Annotated in this window: 23 protein-coding genes; 11 read left to right on the top strand and 12 right to left on the bottom strand. The window is 64.1% G+C overall.

Translation table 11 applies throughout. From position 1 onward, the window contains the following. Positions 1-62: 62 nt before the first annotated feature. Positions 63-212 (bottom strand): hypothetical protein, encoded by a 150-nt coding sequence (locus C8D77_RS07370; RefSeq protein WP_109660642.1) that lies wholly within the window; start codon positions 210-212, stop codon positions 63-65. A gap of 308 nt (positions 213-520) precedes the next feature. On the opposite strand from C8D77_RS07370, the gene C8D77_RS07365 reads away from it, so the two are divergent. Beyond that, positions 521-1,054, top strand: a complete 534-nt coding sequence (locus C8D77_RS07365; RefSeq protein WP_109660639.1) for a FecR domain-containing protein — start codon at positions 521-523, stop codon at positions 1,052-1,054. A 6-nt stretch (positions 1,055-1,060) separates the two neighbouring features. Continuing rightward, entirely contained in the window at positions 1,061-2,938 is a 1,878-nt protein-coding gene (locus C8D77_RS07360) for a CHASE2 domain-containing protein (protein ID WP_109660637.1), read from the top strand. A 41-nt stretch (positions 2,939-2,979) separates the two neighbouring features. Here C8D77_RS07360 and C8D77_RS07355 read toward each other — a convergent pair whose 3' ends face one another. The 3 genes from C8D77_RS07355 to C8D77_RS07345 all read right to left on the bottom strand — a co-directional run bounded on the left by C8D77_RS07355 (position 2,980) and on the right by C8D77_RS07345 (position 4,092). Beyond that, positions 2,980-3,129, bottom strand: coding sequence for a hypothetical protein (locus tag C8D77_RS07355; protein ID WP_109660636.1), 150 nt, complete (start codon positions 3,127-3,129; stop codon positions 2,980-2,982). 24 nt (positions 3,130-3,153) lie between these two features. Further along, a complete protein-coding gene (locus C8D77_RS07350; RefSeq protein ID WP_109661401.1) occupies positions 3,154-3,477 on the bottom strand; it encodes a DUF2934 domain-containing protein in 324 nt (107 codons plus the stop codon). Positions 3,478-3,846: 369 nt separating this feature from the next. Then, the gene (locus C8D77_RS07345; protein WP_109660634.1) at positions 3,847-4,092 is read right to left on the bottom strand and encodes a hypothetical protein; all 246 of its coding nucleotides are present in this window, start codon (positions 4,090-4,092) and stop codon (positions 3,847-3,849) included. 514 nt (positions 4,093-4,606) lie between these two features. Here C8D77_RS07345 and C8D77_RS07340 point away from each other — a divergent pair. Genes C8D77_RS07340 through C8D77_RS07330 form a run of 3 tightly spaced genes read left to right on the top strand, consistent with a single transcriptional unit; the run spans position 4,607 to position 9,853 of the window. Then, complete coding sequence (locus C8D77_RS07340) at positions 4,607-8,725, top strand: Pls/PosA family non-ribosomal peptide synthetase (protein WP_109660632.1); 4,119 nt, start codon at positions 4,607-4,609, stop codon at positions 8,723-8,725. Positions 8,726-8,738: 13 nt separating this feature from the next. Beyond that, positions 8,739-9,200: a GNAT family N-acetyltransferase gene (locus C8D77_RS07335; protein ID WP_245462884.1), complete on the top strand. Its 462-nt coding sequence runs from the start codon at positions 8,739-8,741 to the stop codon at positions 9,198-9,200. A gap of 47 nt (positions 9,201-9,247) precedes the next feature. Further along, a complete protein-coding gene (locus C8D77_RS07330; protein WP_109660628.1) occupies positions 9,248-9,853 on the top strand; it encodes a 4'-phosphopantetheinyl transferase family protein in 606 nt (201 codons plus the stop codon). 9 nt (positions 9,854-9,862) lie between these two features. Here C8D77_RS07330 and C8D77_RS07325 read toward each other — a convergent pair whose 3' ends face one another. Then, entirely contained in the window at positions 9,863-10,972 is a 1,110-nt protein-coding gene (locus C8D77_RS07325) for a KamA family radical SAM protein (protein ID WP_109660626.1), read from the bottom strand. A gap of 213 nt (positions 10,973-11,185) precedes the next feature. On the opposite strand from C8D77_RS07325, the gene C8D77_RS07320 reads away from it, so the two are divergent. Next, positions 11,186-12,844 carry an acyl-CoA synthetase gene (locus C8D77_RS07320; RefSeq protein WP_109660624.1) on the top strand — a complete coding sequence of 553 codons (1,659 nt, stop codon included), beginning with the start codon at positions 11,186-11,188 and terminating at the stop codon, positions 12,842-12,844. Between the two features lie 115 nt (positions 12,845-12,959). Continuing rightward, positions 12,960-13,934, top strand: a complete 975-nt coding sequence (locus C8D77_RS07315) for a nucleoside hydrolase (protein ID WP_109660622.1) — start codon at positions 12,960-12,962, stop codon at positions 13,932-13,934. Positions 13,935-14,013: 79 nt separating this feature from the next. Here the strand turns inward: C8D77_RS07315 and C8D77_RS07310 are convergent, their stop codons facing one another. Beyond that, positions 14,014-15,087 carry an SEL1-like repeat protein gene (locus C8D77_RS07310; RefSeq protein WP_245951700.1) on the bottom strand — a complete coding sequence of 358 codons (1,074 nt, stop codon included), beginning with the start codon at positions 15,085-15,087 and terminating at the stop codon, positions 14,014-14,016. A 38-nt stretch (positions 15,088-15,125) separates the two neighbouring features. Beyond that, complete coding sequence (locus C8D77_RS07305; protein WP_245951662.1) at positions 15,126-15,407, bottom strand: hypothetical protein; 282 nt, start codon at positions 15,405-15,407, stop codon at positions 15,126-15,128. 311 nt (positions 15,408-15,718) lie between these two features. Between C8D77_RS07305 and C8D77_RS07300 the strand changes: the two genes are divergently transcribed. Continuing rightward, positions 15,719-16,612 (top strand): hypothetical protein, encoded by an 894-nt coding sequence (locus C8D77_RS07300; RefSeq protein WP_109660617.1) that lies wholly within the window; start codon positions 15,719-15,721, stop codon positions 16,610-16,612. Between the two features lie 30 nt (positions 16,613-16,642). Here the strand turns inward: C8D77_RS07300 and C8D77_RS07295 are convergent, their stop codons facing one another. Both C8D77_RS07295 and C8D77_RS07290 read right to left on the bottom strand, forming a co-directional pair. Beyond that, positions 16,643-17,545: an NmrA family NAD(P)-binding protein gene (locus C8D77_RS07295; protein ID WP_109660615.1), complete on the bottom strand. Its 903-nt coding sequence runs from the start codon at positions 17,543-17,545 to the stop codon at positions 16,643-16,645. Continuing rightward, entirely contained in the window at positions 17,542-17,724 is a 183-nt protein-coding gene (locus C8D77_RS07290; RefSeq protein WP_109660613.1) for a YjiS-like domain-containing protein, read from the bottom strand. The genes C8D77_RS07295 and C8D77_RS07290 overlap by 4 nt, the downstream gene beginning before the upstream one ends. Before the next feature lie 68 nt (positions 17,725-17,792). Between C8D77_RS07290 and C8D77_RS38790 the strand changes: the two genes are divergently transcribed. Both C8D77_RS38790 and gcvA read left to right on the top strand, forming a co-directional pair. After that, on the top strand, positions 17,793-17,921 hold the full coding sequence (locus tag C8D77_RS38790) for a hypothetical protein (protein WP_281277009.1): 129 nt from the start codon (positions 17,793-17,795) through the stop codon (positions 17,919-17,921). Between the two features lie 20 nt (positions 17,922-17,941). Beyond that, positions 17,942-18,853: a transcriptional regulator GcvA gene (gene gcvA, locus C8D77_RS07285; protein ID WP_109660610.1), complete on the top strand. Its 912-nt coding sequence runs from the start codon at positions 17,942-17,944 to the stop codon at positions 18,851-18,853. A 156-nt stretch (positions 18,854-19,009) separates the two neighbouring features. On the opposite strand, the gene C8D77_RS07280 is transcribed toward gcvA, so the two are convergent. The 3 genes from C8D77_RS07280 to C8D77_RS07270 are packed head-to-tail and all read right to left on the bottom strand — an operon-like array spanning position 19,010 to position 20,897. Continuing rightward, positions 19,010-19,222, bottom strand: a complete 213-nt coding sequence (locus C8D77_RS07280; RefSeq protein WP_109660608.1) for a tautomerase family protein — start codon at positions 19,220-19,222, stop codon at positions 19,010-19,012. Between the two features lie 30 nt (positions 19,223-19,252). Further along, a complete protein-coding gene (locus tag C8D77_RS07275) occupies positions 19,253-20,146 on the bottom strand; it encodes an SDR family oxidoreductase (protein ID WP_425453701.1) in 894 nt (297 codons plus the stop codon). Positions 20,147-20,156: 10 nt separating this feature from the next. Beyond that, positions 20,157-20,897 (bottom strand): SDR family oxidoreductase, encoded by a 741-nt coding sequence (locus C8D77_RS07270; RefSeq protein WP_109660606.1) that lies wholly within the window; start codon positions 20,895-20,897, stop codon positions 20,157-20,159. A gap of 103 nt (positions 20,898-21,000) precedes the next feature. Between C8D77_RS07270 and C8D77_RS07265 the strand changes: the two genes are divergently transcribed. Continuing rightward, on the top strand, positions 21,001-21,894 hold the full coding sequence (locus C8D77_RS07265; RefSeq protein WP_109661397.1) for a LysR family transcriptional regulator: 894 nt from the start codon (positions 21,001-21,003) through the stop codon (positions 21,892-21,894). Positions 21,895-22,065 lie beyond the last annotated feature (171 nt).

Genomic DNA, 22,065 nt, shown 5'->3' with positions numbered 1-22,065 from the left:
GTGGCGGCGGTAATGTATGGCTGTTGCCACAGCCAAAGGGCAGGTACCAAAAAGCGCCCTCCTCAATGCCGCTTAAAATACTGCACCTCCCGCTCATGCTTCTCCGCCGCCTCGCGGGTCTCCAACGTGCCCAGGTTCCGCCGCTTGCCGGTCTTTTCGTCCTTCTTGCGTGAATAGAAGCGGTATTTTCCGCCTTTCAGTTTTCTGATCATCTGTCCCCCATGGTTGGGACCGCCGCTTCCCCTTGAGGCTGCGCGGCGCGCGAGGTCGCCGTGGTGCAGGGTTCTTGCTCTGAGCCCCCAGCCCCTCCCTCGACCGTGTCATGTAAAACGCCTCCGCCTGATAGTCGTCGACATTTGCATCGCACCTTGCTTGGTGTCGGAGCAGGGTTGTCGTGCTAGGATCGCCCGTCGGCATCCCTCGGCGCAACACGGCTGCAAGTGCCGGTTCGCAAGCATCCGCCGGGCTGGCGCCGGCAAGATTTTCTTGCCGCAAACTTCGCAGGAGCAAGGGGACGTCGATGAACGCAAGGGACCGATTTTTCCGCAGCCTGATGGTGGCTGGCCTGTTTGCCGGTGTCTTCTGGGTAGATGCCGCCCTGGCGCAGGACGCAGGGTGCAGGCTGGAGCCGGTGGCCGGTACGGCCCGGCAGGTTCTGAAATGTCGCAAAGGCCTCACCGTCATTGTGGAAGAGGGCGCTCGTTTTACGCTGGAGGACGGCGATCGAAACGGCAAGGCCGATGCGGTCAGGTTGCGGCGCAAGGCGCTGCTGCTCGATGCACCAGCCGGCTCGGTCCCGGGTGGCTTCGCGGTTGTCACCCCGCAGGCGATCGCCGCGGTGCGAGGCACCAAATGGGCAGTCGACACAGGCGAGGGCAAGACGTCTGTTTTCGTCCTCAGGGGCCGCGTCGCCGTGCACAGGGCGGCGTCCGATGCCGGGGTGGTGCTGAAGCCGGGCGAAGGCGTCGACGTCGAGCCCGGAACGGCACCGCTCACCGTCAAGCGCTGGCCCGCCAAGCGCGTTTCCGCATTGCTGGCCCGTTTCGGCCTGTGAGCCGCGGTGAGCAGGCGGGCGCTTCCGACGCTGATCGCGCTCATTCTCGCGGGTCTTTGGGGTGCCGGCCTGGGCTTCGCGCACTGGCGCGGTCATCTGTGGTTTCTCGATCGCGTCGAAGCAACGATGACCGACCTTCGAACGCTCGTTCGAGGAACGGCAAAGCCACCGGAGCTGATCACCATTGTCGCCATAGACGATGAAGCGGTGCGGCACGAGGGCACATATCCCCTCAGCCGCGCCACGCTTGCCCGGCTTGTCGATACGATCGCCGGCCTTGGACCAAAAGCCATTGCGCTCGACCTGCTGCTGGTCGATCCCGGAGCAAAGGACAACGATGAGGCGCTCGCGCGTTCGCTGAGCGGGGGCAGAAGCGTCATCGCTGCCGCGGCGGTCTACCCCGGAGGTGAACAATGGACGGTGGCCGAGGGCGAAGGGCCCCTCGCCCGCGTGCCGAATGCCGAGCGGTTTCTGTGGCCCCTGAAGGCGTTCTCGGATGCCGCGGCTGTCGGCGTCGTCAACGTGGTTACCGACAAGACGGGAACGCCCCGGTTCGTGCCGTTGCTGTTTCGGGCCGGACCCCAGCTGGAAGCGTCTTTCTCCTTGCGTGTCGCCACCATGGCAGCAGGTGAGGATCCAGAAATCGCACCCGATCATCTCTCGCTGGGCGGACGGCCGATCCGGACCGACATTGGTCACATCCTGCCTCTGACATTCTACGGCCCCCGCGGCACGATCCGCACGATCAGCGCGGCGACCGTGCTGGAGGGCCAACTCGATCCCGGCACCATCCGGGATCGAATCGTCGTGATCGGAGCAACCGCAACCGGCACCGGCGATGTCTTCCCGACACCGTTCGATCCAATACTCCCGGGCGTCGAAGTCATGTCGACGGCGATTGCCCATCTGATGAGCGGCGACGGTACAGTGCGGGACCAGTATGTCCGGCTTGCGGATGCCGGCTTTGCGGTGGTGCTGCCCATGATTCTCGTGGGGCTGTTGGCATGGCGGCGAAACGCCAGCGGCCTCGCGGCGATCGCCGGCGTGGTCCTGATCTGGTTCGTGGTCAACATGACCGCTTTCTCGCACCACATCTGGCTGAGCGCCGCGTTGCCGATGGCCGCCGCCGTTCCGCCGGCTATCTTGTTTGGAGCCGCGCAGCTTTGGCTGGGCAGGAGCCGGGCCCAGTTTTTCGCAACGCAGAGCCAATTGCTTCAACGCGTTGAAGCCTCGGGCATGGGGGAGTGGCTCGCCAAGCATGGCGACTTCCTCTCGGACCCCGTGCGGGGAGACGCCGCCATCCTGTTCATCGACCTGTCCGGCTTCACCGGGCTGAGTGAAACATTGGGGCCGGTCGCCACACGCGAACTCCTGAACAATTTCCATGCGTTGGTCGACGAAGAAGTGGCGCGCTGCGGTGGCGTCGTCACGAGTTTCATGGGTGACGGAGCCATGATCCTGTTCGGCCTGCCGGAACCAGCGACAAACGACGCCTTCAATGCCGCCCGCTGTTGTGTGGGGCTCTCCAGCCGCACCAACGATTGGCTCGCCTCGTTGCCGGCATCGACCGCATCCCGGCTCGGCTTCAAGATTGGAGCCCACCACGGAACAATCGTGGCCTCTCGACTCGGCAGCGAAGGCCGTCAGCACATCGCGGCCATCGGTGACACTGTCAACGTTGCCAGTCGCTTGATGGAGATCGCGGCCGACCAGAATGCTGACGTCGCGGTGAGTGACAAAATGCTTGATGTCGCCGGCCGCGACTGCGCGTTGTTCAAATCCGGCACCCTGAAAGGACCTGTGGAAACGCAGATCCGTGGGCGATCCGGCTCGCTCGCAATCTGGTTTTGGCAGAGTGCACGGACGGCGAAGATCAGGCCCTGATCAATGGTGGCCGGCGCCCCTTCGCCAGGCTTCGAGACCACTCAATGCCGCTTGAAATACTGCACTTCCCTCTCATGCTTCTCCGCCGCCTCGCGGGTATCGAACGTGCCGAGGTTGCGCCGCTTGCCGGTCTTTTCGTCCTTCTTGCGTGAATAGAGGCGGTATTTTCCGCCTTTCAGTTTCCGGATCATCTCGCTCTCCCGGCTTGGCCCTGATCAGGATTTCCGCTTGGCCTTGAGGCTGCGCGCGGCTTGCTCGACCGCGGCACGGTCGTTGCCCAGCCGATCGATCAGCGCCTGCGCCTCGTCGCCCGATAGGCCGGTGCGCATCGCCAGCGCCTCGACCTCCAGCACGTCGGTACTGGCGATCTCGCCGGTTTCCGGCAGCGCACCGCCTGCCGTCAGCGGCAGCGCGGCCTCCCTGTCGATCTCGGCCTCGGCTTGGTGCCAGTGCCGCTCCGGGTCGCCGTGAAGGCCGCCCTCGCGTTGCCAGATGTCGTATGCCCGCTGCTGGATTTTTTCGTGCCGTTCGTCACCCATGATCATTCCTCCGGTTGCGTCAGGGAAGAACGCTTCGCCGATCCGAACGATCCAAAAAATTTGCGTGATCGCGCGCGAAGGCCCGCACGAAGGTGGCGCCCTATGGCCTGCCGGCCATCCCCACTTGTGGGGAGATTCGCAAAACCCGCCTGGGCGGCGGGTCATTGGCGCAAATCAGCATCGTGGACGAATATGTAGCATAGCCGCCCTCACAATGTAAAGAATAAATTCCTATCGAAAAGCCACAGGGAATAAAGCTGCAGACACCATCGGACTGGCCGTCGTCAGGCCCTTTGTTGACCTGAGTTCGCAGCCCAGGCGGCGGGCGAGCCGCCGCCTGGATGCCGGCGATGGCGGCCGAATTTGGTGTCAGCGGCCCCAGATGCCCTGGCCATAACCCGGTGCAGGCATGCCGGAGGTCGCAGTTCCCTCCACGGTGCTGTCGGTGATGCTCTTGGTGACGCTGACTGCGCCGCCGGAGATCATCGAATGGGAACCGGCAGTTGGATAGCTGCCGGCGGCAGGGACGAAGTCCGAGTCAAAGTGGTCGCTGCCGGCAAAAGCCATGCCGGAGGCAAACAGGAACGCGGCAATGCTGAAAATGATCTTCTTCATTTCAAGTCTCCATCTTTTGAAAGTTGACATCGGCCTCGACGCGCCGCCCGCATCGCATTCATGAGGCTGTCTTTTGCTCTTCGGGCGAAACCGGCCAGCCGCGATCCCCTCGGGATCCGCGGCGGCAGGTTGTCAGCGCACGACCGTCTTGGTTCGTTGGTGCGCTGTTGGGGCGTCTTATAGGGGCGTGGTGTTTGTGCGGGCGTGGGACCCGGCGTGGTAGCAACCATTGCAAGAGTGGAATTTTGCGTTGAATTCGGCCGGAAAGCGCGGCGAATGCGGGCAGCAGGGGTCAGCGCGCCCCTTGAACCGGCAGCCTCATATCCACTGAGAGCGCTGCGGCATTCCCTCCCCCGCAAGGGCCAACAAGGGGAGGCTGAAGAGCGGCCAGACACACTCCAGAAACAATATTCAACAGTTCGGAAAAACTGCCGAAAAGATCGGATGGCATAACCACCCCGCAACGGCCGGGAAAATGGCCGCGCCGGGCGATTCCCGGCCTGGACGGGAAAGTATGGAAATGGATCACGGTCTCGATATCGCCGGACTGGACAGGGACCGATCGGACAGCCAGCCCGAAACCGGCTTGGCAAGCCTCGATGCGCTGGTAAAAACAGCCCCCGCAACAGTCGCACGCGGGCAAATCCTGACGGGCGCCGACTTTGCCCGGCAAGGCCTGCCCGGCGAGCGGCTCGATACGGTGTTCGAAGAGCTCGCGCAGACATTCGCGGCGCTGCCGGCGGTGATCTCCGACGGGCGTGTCTGGACCTATCGGGAGCTGGACAGCCGCGCCAACCAGTTCGCCCGCCTGCTGGTCAAGCGCGGTGTGCGGCCGGGCCACCGGGTCGGGCTCATTCTCGACCGCTCGGCGGAGACCTATGTCGCGCTGCTGGCGGTGATGAAGGCGGGTGCAGCCTTCGTGCCGCTGGCCACCGCGTTTCCCGAAGAGCGGATGACGCTCATCATCGAAGACGCCAGCGTCAGCCTCATCGTCACCATCGCCGCCTATGCGTCGCGCGCCGGTCAACTGCCGGTTCCGCATCTGCTGATCGACAGCGCTGCTGCCGAGATCTCCAAACAGTCCGACGCGCCGCTGAAGCCGCAGGCGAAAACCGCTTCAGCCGATGACACCTGCTACATCCTCTACACCTCGGGCACGACCGGCAAACCCAAGGGCGTGGTCATCAAGCACCAGAGCTTCGTCAACTTCATCCGCGTCGCCGCCGCCTCCTACGGCTACCGGCCGGGTGACCGTGTCTATCAGGGCATGACCATCGCCTTCGACTTTTCCTCCGAAGAGATCTGGGTGCCGTTTGTCGCCGGCGCGACGGTGGTGCCGGCTCCTGGCCAGATGCCGCTGGTGGGCGAGGAACTGGCCGATTTCCTAAGACATCACGACATCACCTGCATGGCCTGCAGCCCGACGCTTCTGTCGTCGATGACATCAGACGTGCCCAGCCTGCGCACGCTTCTGGTGGGCGGCGAGGCCTGCCCGCACAATCTGGTGGTGCGCTGGTCGAAGCCGGGGCGGCAGATCCTCAACACCTACGGCCCCACCGAGGCGACCGTCACAGCAACCATGGGCGCGCTGACGCCTGACAGTCCCGTCACCATCGGCGCGCCGCTGCCGACCTACTCGATCGTCATTCTCGACGCTTCGCTGCCGCAACTAGCCGAGCCTGGTGAACTGGGCGAGATCGGCATCGCCGGCATCGGGCTCGCGGTCGGCTATCTCAACAGGCCCGACCTGACCGAACAGAAATTCATCGCCGATTTTCTCGGCCTGCCGAACAACCCGTCCAGGCGCATCTACCGGACGGGCGACCTTGGCCGCATCAACGATATCGGCGAGATCGAATATGCCGGGCGCATCGACACCCAGGTGAAGATCCGCGGCTACCGCATCGAGCTCGGCGAGATCGAGGCGGTGCTGCTCGACCAGCCCGAGATCGCGCAGGCTGCCGTCACCACCTGGGAGATCGAGCCCGGCCGCGTCGAACTCGTCGCCTATTATGCGCCCAAGGCTGGCGTGCCGGCGATTTCCCGCGCCGATCTTGCCCAGACGATGAAGCGGCGCCTGCCGGATTACATGGTGCCCTCCTATCTGGAGGAGCTGCCGGCGATCCCGATGACGGTGTCCAACAAGGTGGACCTGCGCCAGCTGCCGAAACCGACAAGCGTCCGGCTTTCGGCCGATCGCGCGATGGTGGCACCCGGCAATGACGACGAGCGCTTCCTGGCCGAAGCATTGGCCACCGTGTTGAAATTCGACGAGGTGTCCGTCGAGGACAATTTCTTCGACGATCTCGGCGCCAACTCCCTGCTTATGGCCCATTTCTGCGCCCGCGTGCGCACCAGGAAGGAATGGGCGACGGCGTCGATGCGCGACATCTATCTCCATCCGACCGTGGCGCGCCTGGCGCTCCATCTGGGCGGGGCGGAGGAGATGACGACGGCCACCAATGAGCCTGTCCTCACCCGCCGGGCCTCGAATTTTGCCTACTGGACCTGCGGCGCCGCGCAGCTGCTGTTCTACGGGCTCTACAGCTATGTCGCTTTGTGGGCGATCAATGGCGGCCTCAACTGGATGTATGACGCGCTCGACGATCCGCTGCAGCTCTATATCAGGTGCGTGGTGCTCTCGACCGGCGTGTTCTTCGGCATGACGGGCTTCGCCGTCCTTGCGAAATGGGTGCTCATCGGCCGCTGGAAGGCAGAGGCCTTTCCCATCTGGGGCCTGCGCTACTATCGCTTCTGGATCGTCAAGACACTGATCCGCACCGCGCCCGTCGTCCTGTTCCGCGGCAGCCCGCTCTACAGCTTCTATCTGCAGCTTCTGGGCACCAGGATCGGGAAAAACGCGGTCATCGAATCCAAATCCGTACCCGTCTGCACGGATCTGATTTCAATTGGCGCCAACACCATCCTGCGCAAGGAATCGCTGATCCTCGGCTTTCGCGCGCAGTCCGGCTACATCCATATGGGTCCGCTCTCCATCGGCCGCGATGCCTTCGTGGGTGTGGGTTCAACGCTCGACATCGACACCGCGATCGGCAACGGCGCCCAGCTCGGCCATGCGTCCGCGCTACTGCGCGGGCAAAGCATCCCGGACGGTGAACACTGGCATGGGTCGCCGGCCGTGCCGACCACGGCCGACTATTGCAAGGTGCGCAATGTCGATCCTTCCAACATCCGCCGCTTCCTCTTCGAAGCGGTCCAGCTGATCGGGCTGTTTGCCGTTGTCATCCCGCTGCCGCTGCTGTTCCACAGCTATTGGGAGAATGTCGGCGACGACTATCAGGAGACGATCGGCCTTGTCGCGATCGGCACCACGGTCACGCTTTTCGGCTATATCGCGGTGGCCTTCCTGGCGGCGACGCTGGTGCCGCGCCTGACAAACCTGATCCTGAAGCCAGGCCGCACCTACACGCTTTACGGCTTCCGCTACTGGCTGCAGACCGCCGCTGAATTCACCAGCAACTCCCGCGTGCTCGGCCTCCTGTTCGGCGACAGCTCGGCGATCGTGCACTATATCAGCGCCATCGGCTGGAACCTCAACAAGGTGGTGCAGACAGGTTCCAACTTCGGCAGCAACCAGCAGCACGAAAACCCGCTTCTGTGCGAGATCGGCACCGAGACCATGGTGTCGGACGGATTGTTCATGATCAACATGCACAAATCCGCCTCCGCCTTCCGGCTCGAGCCGACGCGCATCGGCGAGCGCAACTATCTCGGCAACAACATCTACTATCCGCCGGACGGGCGCACCGGCGACAACGTCCTGCTCGGCACCAAGGTGATGATTCCCATCGATGGGCCGTTGCGCGAGAATGTCGGGCTTCTCGGTTCGCCTGCCTTTGAAATCCCGCGCATGGTCAACCGCGACAAGGAACTCATCGCTGGCGTCGACGAGGCTGACCGGCGCCAGCGCATCCGGCACAAGAACCGCCACAACCTGGTGACGATCCTTCTGTTCATCGCAACGCAATGGGTCATGCTGTTCGCCACGCTGGCGATCTGGGATCGGGCGCTGAACTACTACACCGAATGGGCTGAGGTGGCGCTGTTCGTCGCCGTGCTCCTGACCTCGGCGATCACCATTCCGTTCTACATCCTGGTCGAGCGGGCCAGCCTTGGTTTTGGCCGGTTGAAGCCGCAAATGACGACGATCTACGACGTCGCGTTCTGGCGCCACGAACGCCACTGGAAGCTCGCGGATTCGCCGATCGTGCGCCTGTTCAGCGGCACGCCGTTCCGGCCGATGATCCTGCGCCTGCTCGGCGTCAAGGTCGGCAAGCGCGTCTATGACGGCGGCAGCAACCTGACCGAGCGCTCGCTGGTCGAGATCGGCGACGACGTCACCCTCAACGAGGGCTGCGTCATCCAGGCCCATTCGCTGGAGGAAGGCGCGTTCAAGTCCGATTACATCCGCATCGGCAATGGCTGCACGCTCGGGCCTTCAGCCTTTGTCCACTACGGCGTCGTGATGGGCGAAGGCTCGGTGGCCGATGTCGATTCCTTCGTGATGAAGGGTGAAGAGCTGGAGCCCTACTCCATATGGCGCGGCAACCCGGCCAAGCTTCATCGCTTCGTCGAGCCGATCACCGACGATGGCTCCCGGGCTTCGGCTTGAAGAAGGCATCGGCTTGAAGAGCGCGGACATCCGTCTCGTTTCCGTGACCGGGGCCAACCGTGCCCTGGTCGCGGCCCTGGAGCTCGCTCCGGAGCAGATGGATTTCGTCGCCAGCAATGCAGAGTCGCTGGAAGAAGCCGAAACCGACGAAGACGCGCGGCCGCGCGTCATCATGGCCGGGACCCGTGTCGTCGGGTTCCTGATGTACGATGCGTCGGAAGACGAGGCGCTGGTCTACCGCTTCATGATCGACCGCGCCCAGCAAGGCAAAGGCTATGGCAAGGCCGCATTGCGCGCCTTGCTCGACGAGATCGGCAATCTCGCCCATGTGCGCGAGGTTTCGATCTGCTACGAGCCCGAGAATGAGGCCGCACGCCACCTCTATCGCGCCGCCGGCTTCGTGGAACAAGGCATCGACGAGGACGGAGAAATGATCGCCGTCCTCGGCCTTGTCGCAGGGATGAGCGATCTGTGACGCCCTCCCCTGAAATCGCGCTTGCGCAAACATCCCTGCTGCAGGCGATGATCGCCATCGCGCCCGCCAGCGTCCGGGTCGGATGCCGGGTCATAAGCGACGGCGACGAGGCCCATCTCTCGCCCGAGGAAGCGCATTCCATCCCCGCGCGTCAGCCTGCCATGCGGCGGGCCAGCGGCGCGGCCCGATGGATCGCGCACGGGCTGTTGACGGAACTTGGCGTCAACGATTTCGCCATCCTGCGCGCGCCATCCGGTGCACCCGCCTGGCCCGATGGGATAACCGGATCGCTGGCTCACGACGACGACATGGCCGTGGCGACGGTTGCGCTCGTTGGCCACATCCGTTCACTGGGCATCGACGTCGAGCCCGCGCAGCCTCTCCCCGATGACATCTTCGCGCTCGTTGCAATCCCTTCAGACAGGATAGAGGCCGCGGACCGGCATCTTGCCGGCCGCATCCTCTTTGCCGCCAAGGAAGCGGTCTACAAGGCCGCCTATCCGCTCGATCGCGAGGTACTGGGCTATGAGGACATCACCGTCGACTTGAACGCAGGCCACGCGACGACGAAGACAGGCCGCAAAGCCAGCCTCGCCTACTGCATCGCCCCGCGCGTGGTCGTGTTGGCGTTTGTCGATGGGGATGCGCGATAGCGCGCAGCCCTATTCGCCAACAATTTCCGTATAGTCCCTCACCTCGCCGTCGGGCCCGCGCAGCCGCCAGTTCTCCCCGTCCCGCGCCTCGACATAGCAAGGCCCGATCGGCACCTTGCCGCCGCCTTCCGGCAGGTCGAGCACATAGACGGGGTTGCAGATACCCGACAGCCGTGCCCGCAGCGCGCCGGCCAGCGCCTGGCCCTGCGCAATCGTCGTGCGCCTGTGCGCCATGCCGCGCGCGAGGTCGCCATGGTGGAGGTAATAGGGTTTGACGCCGAGCCGATACATCAGCTCGCGGCAGAGCTCCTCCAGCACCTCGACCGTGTCGTTGACGCCCTTGAGCAGAACGCTCTGGTTGAGCAGCACGAAGCCGGCATGGCGCAGCGTGCGGCAGGCCATCTCGGTCGCGGATGTGATCTCGCGCGCGTGGTTGAAATGGGTGACCACGGTGACCATCAGCCGACCCTGCAGGGCCGCGACCAGCCCAGACGTGATGCGCGACGGCAGCGCCACCGGAACGCGCGTGTGGATGCGCAGCAGACGCACATGCGGGATCGCTTCGATGCGCGCGAGGATTTCGGCCAGTGCCTTGTCGGGCAGCGACAGCGGATCGCCGCCGGTCAGGATCACCTCGCGGATTTCGGGATGGTCCGATATATAGGCCAGCGCCGGTTCCAGCGCCTCACGCGTATAGCCACGGCCGATCGAGGTCAGCGATTCCTTGCGGAAGCAGAACCGGCAATAGACCGCGCATTGATAGGTCGGGAACAACAGCACCCGGTCGGCATGGCGATGCGTCAATCGCGGCACCGGGCTGAATTCATGGTCGGCGATCGGATCGTCGAGTTCGCCGTCGGCCTCCTCCAGCTCGCCTGGCGACGGGATGACCTGCGCCCGGATGGGGTCGGCGGGGTCGTTCCAGTCGATCAGGTCGAGGTAGGCTTTGGGAATGCGCACCTTGTGGTTCGCCGCCGCGACTTGAGCCGCCGCGCGCTCGGCCGGCGACAGCGGCAGGGAGGCGAGATCGCGCACATGGCGCACGCCGGCGCGGACGTCGGCCTGCCAGGCAGTGTCGGGGTCGGCGGCCGCATCGTGGAGGTTGGTGTCTGAAGGCATCGGAGTTTCTCGGGGCAATTCTGGCGGTGCTATCGGCCGGATGGGCGGGCGCGTCAACCACGTGCATTGCCGCAGATTGTCAGCGCTGTGATCCTTCGCGCCAACCTTGCCGCCCACCAACTTTCGCCGCATCGACCACGCCAGCAATTTCAGGCAAGCTCACACGCGACAGCGCCGCATGGGGAAGATGCGGCGGCGCCAGGGAGGACTGCTATGACAAAGACACCGGCGCCGCTGCCGCGCTACACCGATGCCATTGCGCACTTTCGCATCGAGGATGAGATCGCAAAACTTCAGGGCGATCCCGCCACGGGCATCAACGCCTGCATCGAATGCTGCGATCGCCACACCGGCCAGAACCGGTTGGCGCTGCGCGCCATCTCCGCCGGCGGCGAGTTGCGGGAATTCAGCTTCGACGACCTCAAGGACATGTCCGCGCGCGTCGGCAATGTCCTCAAACAGGCCGGCGTCGGCCGCGGCGACGTCGTCGCCGGCATGCTGCCGCGCATTCCCGAACTCGTGGCGCTCATCCTCGGCACCTGGCGCATCGGCGCGGTCTACCAGCCGCTCTTCACCGCCTTCGGACCGAAGGCCATCGACCACCGGCTGAAGACCAGTGGCGCCAAGCTCGTCGTCACCAACACAGCCAATCGCGGCAAGCTCGACGAGGTGGAGGACTGTCCGCGCGTTGCGACCATCCTTGCCCCAGGCGAAGCCTTGCCGTCAGGCGACATCGATTTCCGCGTTGCGTTCGCCGCCGCCTCACCCGAGTGCCAGCCGGTGATGCGCAGGGGCGACGATTTGTTCATGATGATGTCGACCTCGGGCACGACAGGGTTCCCCAAGGGCGTGCCGGTGCCGCTCAGTGCGCTGATGGCGTTTGGCGCCTATATGCGCGATGCCATCGGCCTGAGGCCCGACGACGTCTTCTGGAACATCGCCGATCCCGGCTGGGCCTACGGCCTCTACTACGCCATCACGGGTCCCCTGCTGCTCGGCATCGCCACAACCTTCAATGAGGGCGCCTTCACCGCCAAAAGCACCTACGACATCATCGAGCGCCTCGGCGTCACCAGCCTTGCCGGTTCGCCCACCGCCTTCCGTCTGCTGCTGGCCGAAGGACCCGAGGCAGCCGCCCGCGTCAAGGGCCGGCTGCGCGTGGTGAGCAGCGCCGGCGAGCCGCTCAACCCGGAAGTGATCCGCTGGTTCGACGCCCATCTCGGCGCCCCGATCCATGACCATTACGGCCAGACCGAGAACGGCATGATGGTCAACAACCATCACGGCCTGTCGCACCCCGTGCGCCAGGGCTCGGCCGGCTTTGCCATGCCGGGCTACCGCATCGTCGTGCTCGACGAAGCGGGCCAGGAGCTTGGCCCCAACCAGCCCGGCATCCTCGCCGTCGACATCGCCAACTCGCCGCTGCGCTGGTTCGGCGGCTATCACCAGGCCGAAACGCCGGCCATAGCCGGCGGCTACTACCGCACCGGCGACACGGTCGAGTTCGAGCCCGATGGTTCGATCAGCTTCATAGGCCGCGCCGACGACGTCATCACCTCCGCCGGCTACCGCATCGGCCCGTTCGACGTCGAAAGCGCGCTGATCGAACATCCGGCGGTCAACGAGGCAGCGGTCGTCGGTGTGCCCGACCCGCAGCGCACCGAAATCGTCAAGGCCTTCGTCATCCTGGCGCCTGCCTTTCAAGGCAGCGAAGCGCTGGCCGAGGAACTGGCGCAGCACGTCCGCAAGCGCCTCTCGGCCCATGCCTATCCGCGCGAGGTCGAGTTCGTCAGCGAACTGCCGAAGACGCCGAGTGGCAAGATCCAGCGGTTCCTGCTGAGGAAGGCCGAGGTGGAGAAGCGGAAGGGGTAAGCGGGGCTACGCAGGGCCCAAGTGGCTCTGGATCGGTCGAGCACCAGAACCTTGACGGCGCGGGCACGGCAGTCTCTTGTTCCAGCAGATTCGGCCGGCAAGGGAGGTGCCCACCATGGAGAAAATCATCCTGGACTGCGACCCTGGGCATGATGACGCCATCGCCATCCTGCTGGCGGCAGGCAACCCAAAGATCGATCTTCTCGGCATCACGACGGTTTCGGGCAACCACAATGTCGAGAACACCACGCGCAATGCCCTTTCGGTATGCACCGCCTATGGCATCAAGGTGCCGGTGGCGAAGGGCTCTCCCGGCCCGCTCATCATCGATCAGGTGCTGGCCGTCGAGATCCATGGTGATACCGGGCTCGACGGCCCCGTACTGCCGCCCGCCTCGTTCGAGCTCGACAAGCGGCATGCCGTCGACTTCATCATCGACACCGTCATGGCGCATGCGCCGAAGACGGTCACGCTGGTGCCGGTCGGTCCCTACACCAACATCGCGCTTGCCGTGCGCAAGGACCCTCGCATCGTCGAGCGGGTGAAGCGGGTCGTCGCCATGGGCGGGAGCTATACCAGGGGCAACATCACGCCCGCGGCGGAGTTCAACGTCTATGGCGATCCGGAAGCCGCAGACGTGGTGTTCCGGGCCAACTGGGACGTCACCATGGTGGGGCTCGACCTCACCCATCAGGCGCTCGCCACCAAAGAGCTTCAGGACCGGGTGCGCGCCGTCGGCGGCCCGATGGCCAAGTTCATTCTCGATATCTGGGAGTTCATCGCGACCACGCATGGCGGCCTGCTGCAGATCGAATATCCCGCCGTCCATGACGCATGCTGCGTCGCGGCCATGATCGACCCGACCGTCTTCACCACCGAGAAGGCCGATATCCGCGTCGAGCTTGCCGGCCGGTGGACCAAGGGCATGACGGTCTGCAATTTCGAGAAGATGGGCGGCATGCACCATTTCGGCGGCACGGCGAGCGAGCAGACCGACTTCCGCCACACCGTGGCGATGAAGCTCGACCATCCGAAGTTTTGTGACCTGATTGTGGATGCGCTGGAGCGGTTGGCCAGGCAGAAGGCGTGACTGAAGCTTTGTCCGGACGACGTGGTTATTGCAGGTTGCGAACGCAGGTAGTCGCGTCGTTCTCCACAATCCGCAATTTTCAAATCTGACCCTTGGACTTCATCAATTCCAACTGAGCCTTCGCCTTTTCATTTCCATTTAAGGCAGCTTTTCGAAACCAGAAAACTGCCTTCCCGTAATCTATATTCCCATTAATTCCAGTGTAATTTAATAGACCGAGATTAAACTGCGCATCAACGCTCTCTTGATTTGCCGCCTTCTCCAACCAAATTGCGGCAGATCGTGTGTCCCTCGGAATAAGTTGCCCTGTGACATAAGCATATCCCAAGGCCAGTTCGGCATCGACGTACCCCTGATTGGCGGACTTCAGCCACCACCCAATTGCATCTGGCCCGCTTCTGGTGACCCCCATCCCCTGCGCATATCGATAACCCAGCACGTATTGCGCGGGGGCAAGCCCTTGCTTCGCCGCTCTCAGTTGCCAGACCATCGCCTGGGCATCATCTTTGGCAACGCCCCTGCCAGAGGTGTAGGACGCTCCGACGTTGTATTGAGACTCCGCAACATCCGCTTGGGCGGCTTTGAGCCACCAGCCAAACGCCAGCTTGTCATCGGCGGGTACGCCCTCACCTCGCCAATACAAACTACCTAGTTGATTTTGGGCTTGGGCTTGCCCCGCCTCCGCCGCACGGCGGATCCACATCGCGGCAACTGACGCATCTTTTTTCTCAACGCCGTCGCCAATCAGATAGCACGAGCCGAGATAGAACGCGGCGTCGGCGTTTCCTTGCTCCGCCGCCTTGCGCCACAACAATACGGCTCGTTTCTTATCCTGCGCGAGGCCCAAACCCTGACCATACAAGACACCTAAGCCGAACTCCGCTGAGGCATCCCCAGCATCGGCCAGCGGCTTCCACTGCTTGAACGCTTCCTCATAGTTCTTAGCGTCATAGGCCGCCTGCGCCTCCAAGGAGCTTGCGAAGGCATCTGTCAAAGGCAAAGTTGGCAACAGCACTACACAGAGGAATGCTATCGCACGGACCAACGAAGCGACCCTTTGAGTCAACCACACATTCGCCCCCAGCAACTTCGGCTCGAACCTTGGCCAGTCGTAACAACAGGGTATGAGGCGCATTGCTTCCATTTGCAACACGGACAATCAAAGCTCGATCGCCGCCCGTTTGGCCGAGATCAATGCGCCACGCCATCCGCAGCGTGCAGCAGCCTCCAGGTCAAACCAACGCGACCATGGAACTGTGAAACAAAATGTTCGGCGGCCACACTCTCGAGGCCGTCATCGACGAGCGCCTCGATGCTTCGTCGCATCAAGGCAAGCTGCATCTGCCTGGCGTGTTCCAGGTCTGCCTCTCGCATGATTGCCGTGACGTGGTAGGCGACGACGGGCTGGCCGAGGCAAGATAGCAGCGCGTTGGCCTCGGCTGTCACTGCCGTAACTGCGTCTTCGATCTTCATTCTGGCGCTCCTCATCAAAAATGATGCTGGCGCCTCCCCGCAAGGCGACGGTGGTCCGTCGCTTCTTTTTGAATTCAGACTGCCGCGCGCGACCGAAAAGCGGCGCGCCACGCTGACAATTGCTGTCCTTCCAGATCCCTCGAGCAGCCTCGTTCGGCCCAAAAACACTATCCGCCAAATTTGATTCAAAGGCGACCGGATAGTTAATCGATGGTTAATGGGCCGATTGCATCCCTTGCGGTTGCTGCCGCGCAATTGCCGCAAAGCTGCCCGATGGCTCCCAGCTTGTGGATCGCCACGGGGGGTATGTCATGCGGTTGGTCTGGACCATCATCTTCGCGCTCGTGACCGGCACGGTTTTCGCGGCCTCGCCGGAGGACGATTATATCGCCGCACGCGACAAGGCGATTTCCGCCATCGCGGCAATGGCAAGTGCGAACGACCCCGTGGAAACGCTCGATGCCGCCGGGGCGAAGGCGTTGACCGATCTCGAAGGGCGTCTGTCCACCATTCTCGGCCCCTTGGCGGTTGCCGATTTCCCGGCAAACGGCACGATCAATCTCGGAAGCCTGAGCGATGCCGATATCGGGTTCGGCATGCTCGACGGTTTGCGATACGCCAAAAGCGACGACGGCCCGAGCCTCGTGGCAACGACGCGGGGGCTGCTCGAGCGCTGGCTCCAGTCCAGGGCAGCCGAACTCGACGAAAACTTCAGACTGCCCGCCGACATCGATGCGGCGCTGAAGCTCGATGCTTTCTACACCCAGGCGATCAACAGCGACGCCGCGTTCACCGGGACGCTCGACTTGTCCCTGAAGAAGCCCGAAGGCGCAGACATCGCCTTTGCACGGCTCGGCGGCTGGGCGCAGGACATAGGGCCGAACCCCGACCAGCAGGTCATTGTCACCATCGTCAAGGGCAACAGCGTCATGATCGCCTCGGCACCCGCGACACCGCCTGTTCCGAAGATCACGGCCTGCGACGCCGTGTGGACCTCGGCGGACGCCGCCGCCCAGAAATTCCAGGAGGCCTACCAAGCCTCGGACCTCAAGGACGAAACGGCGTATGATGCCGCCAACGTCGCCTGGGAAAAAGGTGACGCCGACTATCGCGCCTGCATGGGCCAGCACCTGCCGAGCGAGCCTGTCTTCCCGGCACTTCTCGCCCAGGCCCAGACGCTTGCCGATCACATGGCCGGCAAGTAGGCCCTCCGGCGGCGTCGGCACCATGCCTCCTCAGCCCCGCCGCTGTTGACCCTCGGCGTCCGCTATCGCCACATAAGCGCTCTCGATGGTCTCGAACGTCAGCTCCGGATACAGCGCCCCGGCTTCCGGTGTAGCCGTCTCAAGCGCGGTTTCGCCGCGAATCCAGAACGCCCGCAGCAGTCCGAGCCAGGGGGCTGACGCGATCATCGCCTCAAGCTCCGCCGCACTCTGCTGCACGATGCGCGGCGAGCGGCCGCTCACCCGGCGCCACAGGTCGATCATTTCGCTCTGGGTTGTCCGGTTCCGGGCGATCCGGATTTCGCTGCGGACGGCACTGGGGTCGTTCAGCGCGCGCAAGGTGACCGCGGCGATGTCCTTCTCGCTAACGAACGTCGCCGGCACATTGCCGTCGCCATAGAGCGTCACCTCATCGGGGGGCAAAGGCGACGAGCCGAAGCGCATCAAATCGCCCAGCGTCGCCACCCATGTCGAAAAGAAACCATTGGTGTAGATCACCGTATAGGGCAGATCCGCCTCCTTGATTGCGTCGAACACGGCTCTCTTGAGATCGAGCGGTGGAACCGAGCCCGGTGCGGCGGCGGCAAAGTCGAGGCCGAAGCCGGCGGAAGGCACGTAGCGGGAGACGCCGGCATCCCTGAGCGCCCGCACCAGCGTCATCTCGCTGGCCGAATCCACATGCACCGAGCTGATGACGCGATCGACCGCGCCTGCGGCGCGGACAAGGCTGTCATAGTCGTCGAGATCGCCGACATGGATTTTAGCGCCGAGCTCCTTCAGCGGGCGCAGCCGCTCTTCATTGCCGGCTGTTGAGGGTCGGACCAGGACATGAATATCATTGCCATTGCGGGCGCTGGCCTTCGCCATCTCGCCGCCGAGAAGCCCCGTCGCGCCGATGATCAGGGTGCTGGTCATATCGCCCTCCCATTGCGCAGGATGGAACCGTCCCAGTCGCGCTCCAGGCCGATGTCGTGCAAGCGATGGTCCGAAAAGCGCGCAACCCGGCGCAGCATGCGGCGGCGCTCGACGACTGCCGAGGTTCTGAGTGCAAGGCCGCTCATCGCGGCGCTGATGGATTCGAGGGTCGGGTTCATTGTTCGTCTCCTGTGTTTGCCTGGGCGCAAGCGTGCCGACGCCGTCCGCAGGGGGACAAGCATGACGATTGCTCACACTGTTTCTGGTCATTCAGTGCAGCGACGAGATCGAAAACCCGATCTGGATGCGCTTCTACCCCTACAAATTGGACATTTCCGGGCTGGACGACAAACGACTCTTTGTGCAGGATTTGTGAGTAACGCTCACAGGTGGATCATGCCGCGCAGACTGCCGCCCCTCACCGCCCTGCCCGCCTTCGAAGCCGCTGCCAGGCATCTGAGTTTCTCGAAGGCGGCGGGTGAGCTCAACGTCACCCATGGCGCGGTCAGCCGCGCCATCCGCAACATCGAGGACAGGCTGGGCATCCAGCTTTTCGATCGGGGAACGAGGTCCGTGCGCTTGACCTTGGTAGGCGCCGCCTACGCGTCGGAAGTCAGGAAGGCGCTGGACCAGATCGCCGCCGCCACCATCGCCGCAACGCCCGACCGCACCACGGGCATCTTGAATGTCAGCACATCGGACGGTTTTGCAGGCCGCTGGCTGGTGCCGAGGCTGCATCGCTTCCACCGCGCCAACACGGATATCGACGTGCGGCTGTCGACCTCGGGCGTGCTTTCCGATTTCGTCAGCGACGGCATCGACATCGCCATCCGTTACGGCAAGGGCGGCTATGCCGGGGTGACAGCGGAATTTCTTGCCGATGAAGAGGTCTTCCCCGTCTGCAGCCCGGAGCTGCTGCAAGGCGAACATCCGTTGCGCCTGCCCGGGGATCTCAGGCATCACAAACTGATCCACGACGCCTTTCGCATCGACTGGGCGACATGGCTGCAACACGCCGGCGTTGGCGACGTCGATCCCAAGCGCGGCGTGCGCTTCGATTCCGCCACCTTTGCCGTCGAGGCCGCGGTGCATGGCGAAGGCGTGCTGCTGGGTCGAAGCGCGCTGGTGTCGGCCGATCTGGCGGCAGGGCGGCTGGTCCGGCCCTTCGACCTCGCGCTCAAATCCGCCTCACGCTACTACGTCGTCTATCGCGATGGCGCACTGCGCCAGAAAAAGATCAAGGCGTTCCGCGACTGGCTTTTTGCCGAAGTGGCGGCCGACTGGATTGGGATGACCAAGAGCGATTGAGGCGGAGGTCTGCGCTTGCCAACCAAGCGTTGCAGCGCAGCGCAGCCCTCACCCCGCTGCTTCGCAGCGGGTGAGGGTGCTGGCGCAGATCTTGAAGAATCTGGGTTCCTCGTCCCGGTTTTGCGAGAAGCAGAGCCGTCGCTCGCCCCTGCGCCGCTACGCCTTGGCGCGATAGGCCTCCGGCACGACGAACACTTCGTCGGCCCGGCCATAACCGCCGTCGGCGACCTCCTCCACCAGCACCATCGTGTGGGGGCGCACACCCTCGCCGAAGAAGTCGACGAACATGGCTGTGGTTCGATGGATGAGGTCTTCTTTTTGCGCCTTGGAGAGAGCGGCTTGCGGCATCTTGATGTTGGCGAATGGCATGATCGTTTTCCTGTCTCTTGAGGGTGGATTTCAGGCTTTGGGATGGAGCAGGTCGGCAAGGCCGATCCGTTCCAGGAGTTGCGCACGCACGCGGTCGGCAACGCCGTTGACGATCGCGGCGCCATCGTCGGACGGGTCGACGTGGACGCGCAGCGGTCGGTTTCCCCAAGGCATCGCCACGAGGTCGACGATTGCCGCCGCGATATCAGCCGGATCGGCATCAGCCGGCTCCAATGCCGCCAGCCCTTTCAGCGCCTGCTGATCGACACCGGCATAGGGACCGGACCAGTAGGCGCCGGCGCGCTCGGCATCGGTGGGTGCCGCCGCATTGTGGAAATGCTCGGTGCCCTTGGTGAAAGCGCCCGGCACGACGATGGTCGTTTCGATGCCGAAGCGGGCGAGTTCCAGCGCATAGCTCTGCGCCAGCGCGTCCATGCCGGCCTTGGCCGCGAAATAGGGCGCGAGGAACGGTGGCGTGCCGCCGCGCGTGCTGCTCGAACCGACCCAGATCATCTGGCCCCGGCCGAGAGAACGCATATGCGGTAGGGCCGCGCGATTGACGCGCTGCGTGCCGACGACGTTTACGTCATAGAGCTGCGCCAGTTGCTCGGGCAAGAACGCCTCGGTCGGTCCGAACCCCATGTGCCCGGCGTTGTGGATCAGCACGTCGAGCTGGCCGGCCTCGCTGAGGATCAGCCGGACCGCCGCCTCGGCCGAAGCGTCCGAGGTCACGTCGAGCGCGATCGGCTTGAGCGCCAGGCCCTCGTCGCGAGCGAACTTTTCCATCTCGGCTGCCGCCACGCCGCCACGCGCCAAGGGGTCGCGCATCGAGGCGTAGACCGTGTGGCCCGCTCCAGCCAGGGCGCGTGCGGTCATCGCGCCGAAGCCGCTGGAAGCACCGGTGATCAGGATTGTCTTTTGCATGATTATCTCCTCAGACCACGCCGCCATTGGCGCGGATGATTTGTCCGTTGACCCAGAAGCTGTCCGGCCCGGCCAGGAATGACACCAGCCCGGCAATGTCGTCAGGCTGGCCAAGCCGGCCGAGCGGGATCATCTTGCCGATGGCCTCGATCTGCGCCTCGCTCTTGCCGTCCGTGAACAGGGCGGTCTCGATCGGTCCGGGCGCCACCGCGTTGACGGTGACACGGCGCGCGCCAAGCTCCTTGGCCAGGATGTGGGTCATCGCCTCGACGCCTGCCTTGGTGGCGGCGTAGACGCCGTAGCCCCGCTGGTAGAGGCCAACGACGCTGCTCGAGAAATTGACGATGCGGCCGCCGTCGCGAATCCGGCGCGCACCTTCCCGCATGCCGCGGAACACGCCGCCGAGGTTGATCGCGATCTGCGTATCGAACGAAGCATCGTCGGCCTGCGCGATCGGCGACGTCTTCATGATGCCGGCATTGTTGACGAGGATATCGATGCCGCCGAACGCCTTCTCGCCGGCGTCGAAAAGTGCCGCGAGGCCATTCGGATCGGCGATATCGGCCTGAACGGCGATCGCCTTGCCGCCGCCGGCCTCGATGCTGCGCACAAGCTCTTCGGCCTCCGCGCGGCCCCGTGCATAATTGACGACGACGGCGATGCCGTCGCGGGCGAGTCGCTGTGCGATGGCGGCACCGATGCCCTTGGAGGCGCCGGTCACGATCGCCGTTCTGGTTTGGTTAGATGTCATGGAAGTGTCTCCGTGTTGTTGGTGACACGGATATAGGCCATGCCACATTCCGGATAATCAGCCGCCTATTGACATCACTATTCGGAAACTGCGAACAATGGCCATGGATCGACTGGACACGATGCGGCTGTTTGTTCGCGTTCTGGAGCGGCGCAGCTTCACCGCTGCCGCGGCCGATCTCGGCCTGCCGCGTTCAACCGCGACGGAAGCGATCCGGCGGCTGGAAGTGCATCTCGGCGCGCGGCTTCTGGAACGAACGACACGGCAGGTGAACGCCACGCAGGACGGCGAAGCCTACTATCGGCGCTGCCTGTCGATCCTGGCCGAGATCGAGGACGCCGAGGCCGCCTTCCGCAACGCCGAGCCTTTCGGCCTGCTGCGCATCGACGCCAGCACGCTGCTCACCCGCACGTTCCTTTTGCCGCGCCTGCCGCAGTTTCTCGCCCGCTATGTCAGAATCGACCTGCAGATCGGCCAGAGCGACCGGCTGGTCGATCTCGTGCGCGAAGGCGTCGACTGCGTCATACGCGTCGGCGAGCCGCCCGACAGCGGCATGATCATGCGCCGCCTGGCTGTCATCCGCGAGATCACCTGCGCCAGCCCTGCCTATCTCGAACGCCACGGCACGCCCGCCTCCCCCGGTGCGCTCGATGGCCACCAGGCGGTGGGTTTCGTCTCGTCGCGCACCGGCGAGACCCTTCCGTTCGAATTCACCGTCGCCGGCAAGACCCTTGAGGTCCGGCTGCCGGGGCGCGTCGCGGCCAACAATTCCGACACTGCCGCCGATCTGGCGCGGCTTGGCCTCGGCCTCATCCAGGCGCCGCGCTATCGCTTCGAGAAGGATCTCGTCGATGGGACGCTCGTCGAGGTGCTGGCCGACTGCCCGCCATCGCCAACGCCGCTGTCGGCGCTTTACCCGCAGAACAGGCAGCTGTCGCCACGCCTTCGCGTCTTCCTCGACTGGGCATCGCGCATCTTCGCCGAGGCGGATCTTTAGAGCAGGTCCATTAAAGGCTGCTGACGGCGGCTTTCGCGGGCGTCCCGGCCCGGGTTGACGACCTAATCGAGCTTAGCGAGAACGCGGCCGACCGTGGAGGGAGGGACCTCGAACAGGCAGGCAGCCTCGGACACGCTCGCTAACATTGGTCACTCCTGCCATTTGTCTTCG

Source organism: Mesorhizobium loti (assembly GCF_003148495.1).
Taxonomy (GTDB): Bacteria; Pseudomonadota; Alphaproteobacteria; order Rhizobiales; family Rhizobiaceae; genus Mesorhizobium; species Mesorhizobium loti.
This window is presented reverse-complemented; position numbering and strand designations above follow the sequence as displayed.

Bases quoted from the DNA above. Each gene is read 5' to 3' on its own strand.
- C8D77_RS07280 (WP_109660608.1), bottom strand. From the start codon at position 19,222: ATGCCATTCGCCAACATCAAGATGCCGCAAGCCGCTCTCTCCAAGGCG.
- C8D77_RS07265 (WP_109661397.1), top strand. From the start codon at position 21,001: ATGGATCGACTGGACACGATGCGGCTGTTTGTTCGCGTTCTGGAGCGG.
- C8D77_RS07330 (WP_109660628.1), top strand. From the start codon at position 9,248: ATGATCGCCATCGCGCCCGCCAGCGTCCGGGTCGGATGCCGGGTCATA.
- C8D77_RS07320 (WP_109660624.1), top strand. From the start codon at position 11,186: ATGACAAAGACACCGGCGCCGCTGCCGCGCTACACCGATGCCATTGCG.
- C8D77_RS07315 (WP_109660622.1), top strand. From the start codon at position 12,960: ATGGAGAAAATCATCCTGGACTGCGACCCTGGGCATGATGACGCCATC.
- C8D77_RS07275 (WP_425453701.1), bottom strand. From the start codon at position 20,146: ATGCAAAAGACAATCCTGATCACCGGTGCTTCCAGCGGCTTCGGCGCG.
- C8D77_RS07355 (WP_109660636.1), bottom strand. From the start codon at position 3,129: ATGATCCGGAAACTGAAAGGCGGAAAATACCGCCTCTATTCACGCAAG.
- C8D77_RS07345 (WP_109660634.1), bottom strand. From the start codon at position 4,092: ATGAAGAAGATCATTTTCAGCATTGCCGCGTTCCTGTTTGCCTCCGGC.
- C8D77_RS07325 (WP_109660626.1), bottom strand. From the start codon at position 10,972: ATGCCTTCAGACACCAACCTCCACGATGCGGCCGCCGACCCCGACACT.
- C8D77_RS07270 (WP_109660606.1), bottom strand. From the start codon at position 20,897: ATGACATCTAACCAAACCAGAACGGCGATCGTGACCGGCGCCTCCAAG.
- C8D77_RS07350 (WP_109661401.1), bottom strand. From the start codon at position 3,477: ATGGGTGACGAACGGCACGAAAAAATCCAGCAGCGGGCATACGACATC.
- C8D77_RS07365 (WP_109660639.1), top strand. From the start codon at position 521: ATGAACGCAAGGGACCGATTTTTCCGCAGCCTGATGGTGGCTGGCCTG.
- C8D77_RS07295 (WP_109660615.1), bottom strand. From the start codon at position 17,545: ATGACCAGCACCCTGATCATCGGCGCGACGGGGCTTCTCGGCGGCGAG.
- gcvA (WP_109660610.1), top strand. From the start codon at position 17,942: ATGCCGCGCAGACTGCCGCCCCTCACCGCCCTGCCCGCCTTCGAAGCC.
- C8D77_RS07290 (WP_109660613.1), bottom strand. From the start codon at position 17,724: ATGAACCCGACCCTCGAATCCATCAGCGCCGCGATGAGCGGCCTTGCA.
- C8D77_RS07300 (WP_109660617.1), top strand. From the start codon at position 15,719: ATGCGGTTGGTCTGGACCATCATCTTCGCGCTCGTGACCGGCACGGTT.
- C8D77_RS07305 (WP_245951662.1), bottom strand. From the start codon at position 15,407: ATGAAGATCGAAGACGCAGTTACGGCAGTGACAGCCGAGGCCAACGCG.
- C8D77_RS07370 (WP_109660642.1), bottom strand. From the start codon at position 212: ATGATCAGAAAACTGAAAGGCGGAAAATACCGCTTCTATTCACGCAAG.
- C8D77_RS07340 (WP_109660632.1), top strand. From the start codon at position 4,607: ATGGAAATGGATCACGGTCTCGATATCGCCGGACTGGACAGGGACCGA.